Raw genomic sequence first — 12,896 nt, 5'->3', positions numbered from 1 at the left:
GCCCGGCGCGGCATTGCGAACGGGCCAGCATCCGGAGCCTGTTATGGACTTTCTCCCTCTCTTCTGTCAGCTGCAAAACAAGCCGGTCCTGATCGTCGGCGGCGGTGAGGTGGCGGTGCGCAAGGCGCGTCTGCTGCTCGATACCAAGGCGAAGATCACCATTAATGCCCCCCATCTGGAACCCCAGCTGATGAGCTGGGCCGAGCAGGGTCGCCTGACCGTCTGCGCCGCCGATTTTCATCCCGAACTGCTCGATGGCAAGTGGCTGGTGATCGCCGCCACCAACCAGCAAGAGGTCAACCAGCAAGTCTTCAACGAGGCGAACCTGCGCCAGATCTTCTGCAATGTGGTGGACTCTCCGGCCCACTGCAGCGCCATCATGCCCGCCATCATCGACCGCTCGCCGCTGATGGTGGCCATCTCCAGCGCAGGCGCGGCGCCGGTTCTAAGCCGCCAGCTGCGGGAAAAACTCGAAGCCATGCTGCCGCAACACCTCGGCCAACTCGCTACCCTGGCGGGCAAGCTGCGTGAGCGGGTCAAGGCCATTCCTGACAAACTGGCCCGCCGCCGTTTCTGGGAGCGGCTCTTTAGCCATGAGCGACTGGCATGCCAACTGGCCCGCGGCCAGCAGCAAGCTGCCGAACAGAGCGTCGCCGAGCTACTCGATGAGCAACAGCAGAGCAAGGGAAGCGTAACCCTGGTGGGCGCAGGCCCCGGCGATGCGGGACTGCTTACCCTAAGCGGTCTGCAACAGTTGCAGCAGGCGGATGTGGTGGTCTATGACCGACTGGTCTCGCAGGAGGTATTGGCGCTTGTTCGCCGGGATGCCGAGCGGATCTTTGTTGGCAAGGAGGCGGGCCGCCACTGTGTGCCCCAGCAGGCGATCAACCAGCTGTTGCTGGAACAAGCGCAGCTGGGCAAACAGGTGGTGCGGCTCAAGGGGGGCGATCCCTTTATCTTTGGCCGGGGTGGCGAGGAGCTGGAAACCCTGGCCGAGGCGGGCATCCCCTTCTCGGTGGTACCGGGCATTACGGCAGCCTCAGGCTGCGCCGCCTACAGCGGCATTCCCCTCACCCACCGCGACCATGCCCAGCGGGTGCAGTTCATCACCGGCCACGACAAGGAGGGCAATATCGCCCAGGAGTGGTCAGCGCTGGCGGCCCCACGCCAGACCCTGGTGTTCTACATGGGGCTGGCCCACGCCACCCGCATTCAGGATGCGCTGCAAACCCACGGCATGCCCGGCCACACCCCGGTGGCGCTGGTGGAGCAAGGCACCCAGCTCAGTCAGCGGGTGGTGCGCGGCGAGCTGCAGCAATTGGCCGAACTGGCCCGTCAGGTGAAGAGCCCGAGTCTCATCATTATCGGCTCGGTGGTCACTCTGGCCGACCAGCTCGACTGGTATGGCAACGACAGAAATTGATCAATAAACGAGAAGGGCCGACAACCGGGTTGTCGGCCCTTGGGCAGCCAGCAGTTATCCACTTTATCCGTGACCCTGCCTGCGACGGCAGTTGTCGGCAACCCTTGCGTGGCGCATCACACCAGCACGGCAGTACCACTGATGCTGACCATCAGCATGCTGCCGTTTTGCCCCACCACTTCGTAGTCGATATCGATACCGACCACCGCATTGGCGCCAAGGGCGGCAGCGCGCTCTTTCAGCTCATCGAAGGCGATGTCGCGGGCACGGGCCAGCTCTTTTTCATAGGCGCCGGAGCGGCCGCCGATGATGTCGCGGATCCCGGCAAAGAGATCCTTGAAAATGTTGGCGCCGAGAATGGCTTCGCCAACCACGATGCCGCGGTATTCACGAATGGTTTTGCCTTCCAGCGTGGGGGTCGTCGAGAGGATCATCTTGAACTCCTGTGAGTAGCAGAAGGCCCCAGACTACCCCAACTGACAGCAAATCCCAACCGGGTGGTGGCCTGTACGACGCCGTCATTAAAAATCACGACGGTCAGATAAAAAACACCGCGCACGGGGCGCGGTGTTTGTTTCAGAGGGCCATTGCAAACGGCAACGCCATTACGGGTTGTAGGAGACCACCGAGCCACTGAGGCCGGTCATCTGGGAGATCCGTCCCTGCATCCCCTGCAGTTTGGCCTTGGAGACATCCGGCCCGATAAAGACACGGTTGAGCTGACCCTGCACCGGTGTGCGCGGCGAGGTGTGGGCAGAGTAGCCCGCCGCCCGCAGCTTGCTCACCAGCGCGTTGACGCTGTCGACGTTCTTGAAGGCGCCAAGCTGAAGGATCCAGCTGCCCTGCGCCGGTGCCGCAGCAGGCGCGGGAGTGGTCGGCTGGGTCATCTTGCTTTCAATCAGATCGTCGAGGGACTTGATCTGACCCGCCTGCGGTTTGGTCGGTGCGGGTGCCTTGGCCACTTCAACCGGTTTGGCTGGCGTCGGCTTGGGTGCTGGCTTTGGCGGTTCGACCGGTTTTTTGGCCACCACTTCCGGCTTGGGCTGTGGCTTGGGTTGGGCATTCTGTTGCGGCTGAACCGGTGCCGGTGCGGCAGGGGTTGTCGCCAGCTGCGCACCGTTGCCCTGACCGGCGAGGGTCATGGGGTCAGCCACCTCTTCCACTTGCCACTGCTGGGCCGCAGAGGCCTGTTGCTGGCTGGCCAGATGATCGGCGGGCAGGCTGCTGGCTGCCGAGACCTGCAGCGCAGGCTTGGCAGGCTCCAGCTCGGGGCGCAGCGGGATCTTGGCAAAGGCCTCCTCCTTTTGTGCCAGCTTGTGACCATCCAGCAAGTCCGGCAGGAAAATAACAACCAGGGCCACCAGGATGACGGTGCCCACCAGACGGTTTTGAAACTTCGAGGCCAAGTTGAATCCTACCTTTACGTAACTCAATATGCGATTTGGCTCCCCGCCAAAGGGCTGGGGAGCCGGGGTGTGGCCTAGACGGCGACACCCGCCAGAATGTCGGCGACAGTGTAAAACGAACCAAACACAATGACCATATCGTCCGGACTCGATGCGGCCAACGCTGCCTGATAAGCGGCGCTGACATCATCAAACTCCCTGGCAGGCCCCTTGCCCTCCCCCAGCGCCGCAGCCAGTTGCGCAGCGGTGGCGGCGCGCGGGCCGGTGAGGCTGGCCAGATACCACTCGCCGATCAGACCGTCGAGCTCAGCAAGTGACCCCGCCATGTCCTTGTCTTTGAGCATGCCGACCACGGCACGGCGCACACCCGTGCAGGGCATCTTACGCAATTGCGCGGCCAGATAGGCTGCCGAATGGGGATTGTGGGCCACATCGACGATCACCAGCGGCGCACTTTGCAACTGCTGCATCCGGCCAGCCAGCCGGGCATTGGCAAGCCCGTCACGAATGGCGGACTCCGGCAGCGGCAAGCCGAGGGATTCCAGCGCCGCCAGCACGGTCACCGCGTTCATCAGCGGCAGCGCCGGTTTTGGCAGATCCCGCCACTGGTTGAGGCCGTGATAATCCCAACCGCTCTCGTGCTCATCACCACGAAAATCGAGACCGACCTGACGCAGGTTGGCGCCAAGACGCTGGGCTTCGCTCGCGATAGTCGCAGGTGGATTGGGCTCACCGCTGATGGCGGGTTTGCCGGCGCGATAGACCCCAGCCTTCTCCACCGCCACGGCTTCACGGGTATCACCCAGCCAGTCGCAGTGATCGAGGGCAATGGAGGTGATCATCGCCACATCGGACTCCACCACATTGGTGGCGTCGAGCCGGCCACCCAACCCCACCTCCAGCAGCAGCACATCGGGCGCGGCGCGGCGAAACAGCCACAGCCCAGCCAGTGTCGCGAACTCGAAGAAAGTGAGGGCAATCTCGCCGCGAGCCGCTTCCACTTCGGCAAAGGCGGCGCAGTGATCGCTGTCGGCCAGTTCGGCCCCGTTGATCCGCACCCGCTCGGTAAAGCGCAGCAGATGGGGAGAGGAGTAGACGCCGACCTTATAGCCTGCGGCCATCAGAATGCTGGCCGCCATGGCACAGCTGGAGCCCTTGCCGTTGGTACCCGCCACCGTGATCACCTTGAACGGCAGTTGGGTCAGCCCCATACGCCGGGCAACGGCACCGACCCGATCCAGACCCATGTCGATATTGACCGGATGGATCTGCTCCAAATAAGAAAGCCAGTCGACAAGCGACCGGCTTTGGGATTGTTGCATGTTTGAACTCATCTTCACTCTTCGATGACGTGAGTATTCAGCATTTTGGCGAGCAGGCTGGCCAGACGGTTACGCATGTCGCGACGATCGATAATCAGGTCGATGGCCCCCTTCTCCAGCAGGAATTCGGAGCGCTGGAAGCCTTCCGGCAGTTTCTCGCGTACGGTCTGCTCGATAACGCGCGGGCCGGCAAAACCGATCAGCGCCTTGGGCTCGCCCACGTTGATGTCACCCAGCATCGCCAGACTGGCGGAGACCCCCCCCATGGTGGGGTCGGTCAGCACAGAGATAAAGGGCAGGCCAGCCTTGGAGAGTCGGTCTAGCGCCGCGCTGGTCTTGGCCATCTGCATCAGGGAGAAGAGGGCTTCCTGCATGCGGGCACCACCAGAAGTGGAGAAACAGACCAGACCGCGGCCCTCCTTGATGCACTCCTCGACAGCGCGCACGAAGCGGGCACCGACCACGGAGGACATGGAGCCACCGATAAAGGAGAACTCAAAGGAACAGGCGACAACCGGCACCCCTTTGAGGGTCCCTTTCATGACCACCAGCGCATCTTTTTCTCCTGTCGCTTTCTGGGCGGCAGACAAACGATCCTTGTAGCGCTTGGAATCCTTGAATTTCAGTACATCCTGCGGCTCCAGCTCGGCACCGATCTCGGTACGACCCTGCTCGTCGAGGAAACTCTCGAGACGGGCGCGAGCGCTGATGCGCATATGATGATCACACTTGGGGCACACTTCGAGGTTGCGCTCCAACTCTGCCCGGTAGAGCACCTGTTCACAAGCACTGCACTTGGTCCACACCCCTTCCGGAATGTTGTGACGACGGGGTGCAGTGATCTTGCTCTTGGGAAGAATCTTCTCAAGCCAGCTCATGGAATTCCTTAATGCTTTTGTGCCTGACAAAACGCATCGAGCCTAGATTGTTCAATGACTTAATAGCTCGATGGCAACAAATGACGGGTCATTAAACCACAATTTTTCGGGCGCAGTTACTAAAAACTGGTCGTACCCGGTGCCGAGTCCGGCAGCCACAGCGGGCCGAGCGGCAACTGCGGCAGAGCAAACTCGGCCGGGTAATCCACGTCGACCAGATAGAGGCCACCGGCCTTGGCGGTCGGCCCGGCCAGATTGCGATCCTTGGCAGCCAGCACCTCGGCAATCCACTCCACCGGTTTGAGCCCCTGCCCCACCAGCAGCAGGGAGCCGGTGATATTGCGCACCATGTGGTGCAGGAAGGCGTTGGCCTTGATGTCGAGCACGATGTAGGGGCCGGAGCGGCTGACGCACAGATGGGTCACATTGCGCCACGGGGTGTTGGATTGGCAGGCAACGGCACGGAAGGTGCTGAAGTCGTGCTCCCCCAGCAGGCTCTGGCCCGCCTGGTGCATCAACTCGGCATCGATGGTCTCGTGGTAGTGACTGACGCCACTGCCGAGGATCGCCGGACGGAAGTTGTGGTTGTAGATGACGTAGCGGTAGCGACGGGCGGTGGCGCTGAAGCGGGCGTGGAACGTTTCGTCCACCTCCTTGACCCAGCGCACGGCGATATCCGGCGGCAGGTTGGAGTTGAGCCCCAGGGTCCAGGCCCCTTCGGCACGGTTCGCCTCGGTATCGAAGTGGATCACCTGGCCGGTCGCATGGACGCCGGCATCGGTGCGCCCGGCACACTGGATGGAGACAGGGTGGTTGGCGATCCGGCTGATGGCCTTCTCCAACTCCTCCTGCACGCTGATCACTTCACGCTGACGCTGCCAACCGAAATACCGGCTGCCGTCATATTCAATACCTAGGGCAATTCGCATGGATAAACTTGTCTTGTTGTGAAACGCAGTGAAAGAAACGGGGCGGATTATACGCGCTCAACTCGAAAAGTCCCACAAACCGCCTGATTGGCTTGCATGGGCGGAGAATTCACCCTGTGCAAATTGCCATGAAGAAGGGGGCAGCCAATGGCTGCCCCCTTCTTGCTGATCCCGCAACAGGGACAATTTTACCCCAACCGCTTGAGCAGTTTTTCTGCCTCGGCACGCTGATGCTCGGTGCCCTGCTCTGCCGCTTCTTGCAGCAGCTCGCGGGCGCTATCCTTGTCGTCGATCTCGAGGTAGGCGCGGGCCAGATCCAGCTTGGCCCCCACACCGCCGTCATCGGCATCCACATCAAAGCCGGTGGATTCAGGCAACACCTCGGGGAAACCATCGAGCCCCACGTCCAGCGAGAGACCCTGATAGGGCTCCTGCTCCGGCGCGGTGGCATCCGCATCGGCCAGCAGCTTGTCGATCTCGACGTAACCGCTTGCCTGGGCCTGTTCCCTTGGCTGCAATTCTGCCGGATGAGACTCCACTTCGGTAAAGGCATCCTCGAAATCGGAGAGCGCCAGTTCGTTGGGATCCCACTCAAGATCGAGCTCGGTCTCCTTGCCTTTGGTTGGCTCAAGCCCCAACTCGGCCAACATATCATCAGCCGAACCATCCACGCTCAAGTCGATGGCATTATTGCCCTCGCCCGCAGCCGGTTTATCCAGCTCATTTTCAAAATCACCCAGATCAAAACTGGCCAGATCATCAGCAGCCGTACTCTTGCTGCTTGCACTCAACTCCGGTTCCAGATCAGCCGAAAGATCCGCATCCAGCTCGGCAAACAGGGCTGCCTGCAGCTCCTCTTCGCTCATGAGCTCATCAGCATCCCTGGACTTGGGATTGAACTCGCTGGCCAGATCCATGTCGGGTTCATTGGCCAACGCGACAGGCTCATCCAGCGAGAGATCGAGATCCGGCACCAGATCCGGGTCACGACTGGCTGACTGGGCAGCCATTCGCTCCGGCTCGAAACCTTGCAGATCGATCTCACCATCGTCGCTGAAAACCAGATCAACATCCGGCTTTTTAGCCGGTTCATCTGGCTCGACCGGCATAAAGCCATCAGGGGTATTGAGATCCGGCACCGGGCGTACCGGCTCGTTGTCGGTCACATCGACACTCAGCAGATCGTCAAACTCGCTCTGCTCCTGATCCATCATCATGGCGGTGGACTCGGAGAGGCTCTTCTCCTGCTCCTCCAGCTCGCGACGGGCACGGGCCCGCAGCCACAGGGTCACCAGCGCCAATACCAGCAGCACCGGCAGCAGGATGATCATGGCAAGGTTGAGCGGTGAGGAGAGCAGCTCCATCAGCCAGTGCTGCTTGGGTTCAGGCTCTGCCACCACGGGGGGGACAGGTCTGGCCTTCAGCTCGGCGAGCTCTTTTTGCAGCGCGGTCTGATCCTGCAACTGGGCCTTTAGGGTCTCGACCTCTTCGGTCAGGGATTGCAGACGCAGCTTGAGCCTGTGGTTCATCTCGGTCACCTGACCGAGCTGGGCATTGGCATCTTCCAGTGCCAGCGCCATCTCGGTGGCCGGTTTGCCCACCGGTTTTTCCAGATCGGAAGGCAGAGGTGCCGGTGTGGTGCTTGCTGCGGCGCTCGTCGCCGGGACTGGGGCCACCGCCTCTTTTGGCGCAGGCTCGCTCGCCTTGACAACATCTTTGGTTTCAGCAGACGGTTGCGGTGCTACGACAGGAGCAGGAATGGGTGCCGCTTTTGCCGCAGGCAAGGGAGCTGGCGCGGTTTTCACCGGTTCGGCTTTGGCAGTCTCAACCTTCACGGGCTTGGCCGCTGGTTTGGCGCCATGGGCATGCTTCTCGGCGAGATACTTGGGACTCAGCCCCTTCCAGCTGGCGTTGTCACTGCGGAATCTGGCTCGCGCCTGGGCATCGGTGATGACGCTCGCTTCAGCCACGGTCGGCAGCAGGATGCGTGACCCCACCAGAATGTGGTTGATATTGCCATCGGCAAAACTGCGGGGGTTTTTCTCGTAGATCGCCACCATGGTCTGGTAGACGCTGACACTACTGGAGGGACGATATTTGCTCGCCAGACTCCAGAGGGTATCGGTTGGACGAACAGGGCCATAACTACCGGCATTGGCCGTGACCTGACGTACCACAGGCTGGGCGGTTGCACGTACCGGTTGCGCCAGCGGCTGGGAATTGACGGCGGGAGGTGCGGGCTCGTCAGGGCCTTTTAGCTCGACAAAAAAAGGCTCCCGCGCAGCGTCTTCAGCCTGGACGGAGCCCAGCAGACCCAATGCGAGTAGCGTTGCCAATGTTATGCGGGAATGTCCCATATTCGTTCCTTCGTATGACGGCCCTATCACATTGAAAAATCTGGATAGTTACCCCAAAACAGTCGGTTCAATATAAATCAGGCTCGCGTCGCAAGCCAGTAGTCCGACACATTTAGCACCCGACTTGACTCTGAGTGTAGGAAAAAACTTAATCAGTTGATATCGCAACAGAATCTTGATGTAGCGGAGTGCGGCATGGGTCACACCCCCGATCTATCACAGTCCGGATGGGCAGCACTCCCTGCTGCCCATCTGTGGCAGATGTCTAGCCTTACAGATAGTCGCGAACCAGCAGCTCGGCAATCTGTACACTGTTGGTTGCCGCGCCCTTACGAACGTTATCGGCCACGATCCACATATTGATACCACTCGGGTGAGAAATATCCTGACGCACCCGACCCACCAGCACCTCATCCTTGCCGGTTGCGTCGCGCACCGGGGTCGGATAATCCCCTTCGTCATCAAACAGGGTCACGCCCGGCGCACTGCGCAGCAGATCCTTGACCTGTTCGGCATCGAGCGGCTGGTGCAGTTCGACGTGTACCGCCTCGGCGTGGCCGTAGAAAACCGGCACCCGCACGCAAGTCGGGTTCACGGCTATGCTGGCATCCCCCAGGATCTTCTGGGTTTCCCACACCATCTTCATCTCTTCACGGGTGTAGCCGTTGTCGGTGAAGCTGTCGATCTGCGGGATCAGGTTAAAGGCGATCTGCTGCGGATAGAGGGTGGGCTCTACCGGACGACCGTTGAGCAGATGAGCGGTCTGGCCTGCCAGCTCGCTGATCCCCTCTTTGCCGGAGCCTGACACGGATTGATAGGTAGCCACATTGATACGGGCAATGCCCACTTCATCGTGCAGCGGCTTCAACGCCACCAGCATCTGGATAGTGGAGCAGTTGGGGTTGGCGATGATGTTGCGATTGCGAAAATCGGCCAGCGCATTCGGGTTCACTTCCGGGATAACCAGCGGGATATCTTCGTCGTAACGGAAGCAGGAGGTGTTGTCGATGACGATGCAGCCGTGCTCGGCAGCAATTGGCGCCCACTTGGCAGAAACCTCGGCACCGGCGGAGAAGAGTGCGATCTGCACCTGGCTCCAGTCAAACTCCTCCACATCGAGGATCTCGAGGTTCTTGCCGCCAAAACGCACGGTATCACCGGCACTGCGGCTGGAGGCCAGCGGATAGAGGGTCGCCACCGGGAATTCACGCTCTTCCAGGATCTCGATCATCGCCTGACCCACGGCGCCACTGGCACCCAATACCGCTACGTTAAACTGCTGGCTCATTCTGTTCTCCTCTGATAATGCTGCAATGGCGCCGGCTGGCGCCATGGTCGACAGGCTCACGCGCTGCGAGATGACGCTGCCAGATATGGCTGAACCGCCGCAATAGCATCTGCGCCAGCTCAGTAAAAAAGGGGATTGGTGTGGCCAGCTCGGCTCACCCCTTCCGGTTATCTTCCAGCTCTTGATCCCCGATTCAGGGACGTGACCGCGCAAATCCCAACGCACCGAGATCCTGACTGGCAAACGCGCCCTCGATCTGCAGGGAGGATAGTTCACGGCGCTCGGGATAATGTTTGCGCTGCTCGTCAAAGCTGCCGGACAGGCCGAGTCGGGCCCGGAAACGGGCATCATCGCGACGCACGTCGTAAACCAGATGCACCAGCTGCTTGATCAGCGCCTGATCCGGTGCGCGGCCCGGCACCACCACCTGCACATCGGGGGCAGGCAACAGCCGACTCAAATCCTGACGAGGCTGGCGCCCCAGCTGCTGGCAGAGCGCCTGATAGAGCATCCAGGTACCGCGAGCCTTCCCCTCCAGGCTGTAACCGGCGATATGGGGGGTGGCAATCTCGGTATGGGGCACCAGCGCTGCCAGTGGCTCGGGCTCGTTCTCCCACACATCCATCACCAGTCGCAAAGGCGCATCGCCCAACTGACGCGCCAGCAGGGCCCGGTTATCCCACACCTCGCCACGGGATGCGTTGATCAGGATCTGCCCGGCAGGGCGCGCGGCAATCTGTTCGGCATCCAGCAGATGGTAGGTGGCATCCTGCCCTTCACGGGTAATGGGCACATGGAAGCTGACGATATCGGCGCCAAGAGCGGTCTGATAATCGACAAAGCCCGCATCGGGGGTATTACGCGCCTTGGGTGGATCGCAGCGCAGTACCCGCATGCCGAGCGCTTCGGCCTTGCCAGCCACACACTCGCCGGTATTGCCCGCGCCAATCACCGCCAAAGTCATGGCCGAGAGCTCGAGTTCGTAACGCTCCGCCAGCACCAGCAGGGCTGAGAGCACATAATCCCCCACCGAATACTTGTTGCAACCGGGGGCGCTGAAGAAGGGAATATTGCGGCTTGCCAGCAACGCCTTGTCCACATGGTCGGTGCCTATGGTGGCGGTGCCGACAAACCCGAGTTTGGGGCTGGTCGCCAGCAAATCGCCATTGACGCGGGTGACCGAACGCACCAGCAGCACATCGGCATCCAGCAGATCGCGGGCCTGCATCTGCCGTCCGGGCAAGGGGATCACCTCGCCAAATTCGGCAAACAGCTCCACGGCATGGGGCATATTCTCATCAACGACTATCTTCATCGGGCTCTCTTTGGTCACAACCGCCACGGGGGCGCCATTCTAGCGCAAAGCCGCCTGAGATTTCAGCCTGTGATGCAATCCGGCGCGAAACGGGACCACATTGCGCGGCAGCCGCTCCATCCGCCCGCTCAAACAGAGGATATCGCCACAAATGTGTAAGCAGAGGTAACAAACGTGCTGCTCGGCTTTGTCCGGGCATGTCACGGTGGCACAATGCCCCTCTTTTTTCGCGATCGCCCATACCCACCATGCCGCCACACGCTCCGCCGCTCCCAATGTCAACCGCCTCACTCACCCGCAGTCAGGTGCTTGGCTTCACAGCCCTGTTAATCCTGCCCCTGTTACTACTCGCCACATTGCCCTGGCAGCCTTTTCTGACCGGTTCACTTCAATCAGGCTGGCTATGGTGGTCATACGCCCTCACCCGCATGGTCGATATTCCCGGGATCGGGGTCAGTGGCGCCCTCTTGCTGTTGCTGACCCGCTACAAACTCAAACTGGAGCTGTCCCCCTTCATTGCACTGGGGTGTGCGCTGGCAGCCCTGCTCGCCAGCGACTGGGTGCTCAAGAGCCTGATCAAACACCTGACCGAAGAGCCCAGACCCTATCTGCTCTGGCTTGAGAGTCAGTCGCTGATCCCGGCCATCAAGCACTTCTACGCCAGTAGCATCAATGTGCGCAGTGAACAGGTTCATGCCGCCAGCCAGTTGCTGGCCCTTCCAGAATGGCTCGGCCACCACTGGCAAAAGGAGGTCAATTACGCCTTCCCCTCCGGCCACAGCATCGCCGCCATCAGTCTGGCCCAGTTCTTCGGCCTGATCTGGCTGGCCCGCGCCCCGGCTGGCGTCTGGCTGCTACCACTGTGGGCCTTGGGGGTTGGCCTGTCGCGCATGGTACTCGGCATGCACTGGCCGGTGGATGTGCTGGCCAGTGCCCTGCTTGGCACTGTCACAGCGCTGATTGCCGCTCGCTGGTGGCTGCACAGATACTGAAGCCTGCGCCATCCTGCAGCGGCTTCCTGTAATGGGATGGGAGGACAAGCCTGTGCTTTTTTGCCATAATGCCGCCTCATTTTATCCCGACCGAGATCCCATGACCGACGCAGTTCATACCCTCAAGGGCCGTTTTCGTGGTTTTTACCCCGTCGTCATCGATGTTGAAACAGCCGGGTTCAACGCCAAGACCGATGCCCTGCTCGAAATCGCGGCTTACACCCTGAAAATGGATGAGCAGGGCTGGCTCGTTCCCGATCACATATTCCACTTTCATGTCGAGCCCTTCGAAGGGGCCAACCTGGAAAAGGCCGCGCTGGAGTTCACCGGCATCGACCCCTACAACCCGTTGCGTGGCGCTGTCTCGGAAAAAGAGGCGCTGACCGAGATCTTCAAGGGGATCCGCAAGGGGATGAAGGAGCAGGATTGCGGCCGCGCCATCATAGTGGCCCACAACGCCACCTTTGATCACGGCTTCGTGATGGCTGCCGCCGAGCGCGCTGGCCTCAAGCGCAATCCGTTCCACCCGTTTGCCACCTTCGACACCGCTGCTCTCTCCGGATTGGCGCTGGGGCAGACCGTGCTGGCCAAAGCGTGCCAGAGCGCCCGCATCCCGTTTGACAATAAAGAGGCGCACTCTGCCCTCTATGACACCGAACGCACCACAGAGCTGTTCTGTCATATCGTTAACCGCTGGAAGAGCATGGGGGGTTGGCCGCCTGCGCATCCGGATGATGACACAACCGATGCCCCTACCGATGATGAGGGACAAGAATAAACGGATGAAGGCTGCCACTGGCAGCCTTCGCTTTTTGGGGAAGTGATTGATTGCACAGCGCACCGGAAATCGCTATCAAGGTCACTATCCACCGCTGCGCACGGGACACACGGAGTCAAGTAGGTCACAAACCCTCAGGTTGAGCAACCTTGTGCCACATGCTGCTGCAATATGAGGGGTTTGACTGATTTTTTTCTCGACATTTGTC

At 60.7% G+C, this 12,896-nt stretch carries 11 protein-coding genes; 3 read left to right on the top strand and 8 right to left on the bottom strand.

The window, feature by feature from the left end:
• Positions 1 to 43 precede the first annotated feature (43 nt).
• Positions 44 to 1,423 (top strand): siroheme synthase CysG, encoded by a 1,380-nt coding sequence (cysG, locus tag G5287_RS14065; protein WP_421231467.1) that lies wholly within the window; start codon positions 44 to 46, stop codon positions 1,421 to 1,423.
• Between the two features lie 116 nt (positions 1,424 to 1,539).
• Here cysG and G5287_RS14060 read toward each other — a convergent pair whose 3' ends face one another.
• From G5287_RS14060 to G5287_RS14025, 8 genes are all read right to left on the bottom strand, one after another.
• A complete protein-coding gene (locus tag G5287_RS14060; RefSeq protein WP_216953896.1) occupies positions 1,540 to 1,857 on the bottom strand; it encodes a heavy metal-binding domain-containing protein in 318 nt (105 codons plus the stop codon).
• A gap of 171 nt (positions 1,858 to 2,028) precedes the next feature.
• Complete coding sequence (dedD, locus tag G5287_RS14055) at positions 2,029 to 2,829, bottom strand: cell division protein DedD (protein ID WP_421231466.1); 801 nt, start codon at positions 2,827 to 2,829, stop codon at positions 2,029 to 2,031.
• 74 nt (positions 2,830 to 2,903) lie between these two features.
• The gene (folC, locus tag G5287_RS14050) at positions 2,904 to 4,163 is read right to left on the bottom strand and encodes a bifunctional tetrahydrofolate synthase/dihydrofolate synthase (protein ID WP_266133884.1); all 1,260 of its coding nucleotides are present in this window, start codon (positions 4,161 to 4,163) and stop codon (positions 2,904 to 2,906) included.
• A gap of 2 nt (positions 4,164 to 4,165) precedes the next feature.
• Positions 4,166 to 5,029, bottom strand: coding sequence for an acetyl-CoA carboxylase, carboxyltransferase subunit beta (accD, locus tag G5287_RS14045; RefSeq protein ID WP_005344944.1), 864 nt, complete (start codon positions 5,027 to 5,029; stop codon positions 4,166 to 4,168).
• A 119-nt stretch (positions 5,030 to 5,148) separates the two neighbouring features.
• The gene (gene truA / locus G5287_RS14040; protein ID WP_216953903.1) at positions 5,149 to 5,958 is read right to left on the bottom strand and encodes a tRNA pseudouridine(38-40) synthase TruA; all 810 of its coding nucleotides are present in this window, start codon (positions 5,956 to 5,958) and stop codon (positions 5,149 to 5,151) included.
• A 188-nt stretch (positions 5,959 to 6,146) separates the two neighbouring features.
• Positions 6,147 to 8,315 (bottom strand): FimV/HubP family polar landmark protein, encoded by a 2,169-nt coding sequence (locus G5287_RS14035; RefSeq protein ID WP_421231465.1) that lies wholly within the window; start codon positions 8,313 to 8,315, stop codon positions 6,147 to 6,149.
• Positions 8,316 to 8,586: 271 nt separating this feature from the next.
• Entirely contained in the window at positions 8,587 to 9,603 is a 1,017-nt protein-coding gene (locus tag G5287_RS14030) for an aspartate-semialdehyde dehydrogenase (protein WP_421231464.1), read from the bottom strand.
• Between the two features lie 193 nt (positions 9,604 to 9,796).
• Positions 9,797 to 10,918 (bottom strand): 4-phosphoerythronate dehydrogenase, encoded by a 1,122-nt coding sequence (locus G5287_RS14025; protein ID WP_421231463.1) that lies wholly within the window; start codon positions 10,916 to 10,918, stop codon positions 9,797 to 9,799.
• A 248-nt stretch (positions 10,919 to 11,166) separates the two neighbouring features.
• Between G5287_RS14025 and G5287_RS14020 the strand changes: the two genes are divergently transcribed.
• Together G5287_RS14020 and rnt are read left to right on the top strand one after the other, a co-directional pair.
• The gene (locus tag G5287_RS14020) at positions 11,167 to 11,910 is read left to right on the top strand and encodes a phosphatase PAP2 family protein (protein WP_421231462.1); all 744 of its coding nucleotides are present in this window, start codon (positions 11,167 to 11,169) and stop codon (positions 11,908 to 11,910) included.
• A gap of 100 nt (positions 11,911 to 12,010) precedes the next feature.
• Positions 12,011 to 12,688: a ribonuclease T gene (gene rnt, locus G5287_RS14015; protein WP_216953912.1), complete on the top strand. Its 678-nt coding sequence runs from the start codon at positions 12,011 to 12,013 to the stop codon at positions 12,686 to 12,688.
• Positions 12,689 to 12,896 lie beyond the last annotated feature (208 nt).

The sequence above is a fragment of the Aeromonas sp. 603079 genome (assembly GCF_049172135.1).
Classification (GTDB): domain Bacteria; phylum Pseudomonadota; class Gammaproteobacteria; order Enterobacterales; family Aeromonadaceae; genus Aeromonas; species Aeromonas veronii.
Note: the sequence above shows the minus strand (reverse complement) of the source record. Positions and strands in the feature narration are given on the sequence as shown.

Bases quoted from the DNA above. Each gene is read 5' to 3' on its own strand.
- G5287_RS14025 (WP_421231463.1), bottom strand. From the start codon at position 10,918: ATGAAGATAGTCGTTGATGAGAATATGCCCCATGCCGTGGAGCTGTTT.
- accD (WP_005344944.1), bottom strand. From the start codon at position 5,029: ATGAGCTGGCTTGAGAAGATTCTTCCCAAGAGCAAGATCACTGCACCC.
- rnt (WP_216953912.1), top strand. From the start codon at position 12,011: ATGACCGACGCAGTTCATACCCTCAAGGGCCGTTTTCGTGGTTTTTAC.
- cysG (WP_421231467.1), top strand. From the start codon at position 44: ATGGACTTTCTCCCTCTCTTCTGTCAGCTGCAAAACAAGCCGGTCCTG.
- G5287_RS14020 (WP_421231462.1), top strand. From the start codon at position 11,167: ATGCCGCCACACGCTCCGCCGCTCCCAATGTCAACCGCCTCACTCACC.
- folC (WP_266133884.1), bottom strand. From the start codon at position 4,163: ATGAGTTCAAACATGCAACAATCCCAAAGCCGGTCGCTTGTCGACTGG.
- G5287_RS14035 (WP_421231465.1), bottom strand. From the start codon at position 8,315: ATGGGACATTCCCGCATAACATTGGCAACGCTACTCGCATTGGGTCTG.
- G5287_RS14060 (WP_216953896.1), bottom strand. From the start codon at position 1,857: ATGATCCTCTCGACGACCCCCACGCTGGAAGGCAAAACCATTCGTGAA.
- truA (WP_216953903.1), bottom strand. From the start codon at position 5,958: ATGCGAATTGCCCTAGGTATTGAATATGACGGCAGCCGGTATTTCGGT.
- G5287_RS14030 (WP_421231464.1), bottom strand. From the start codon at position 9,603: ATGAGCCAGCAGTTTAACGTAGCGGTATTGGGTGCCAGTGGCGCCGTG.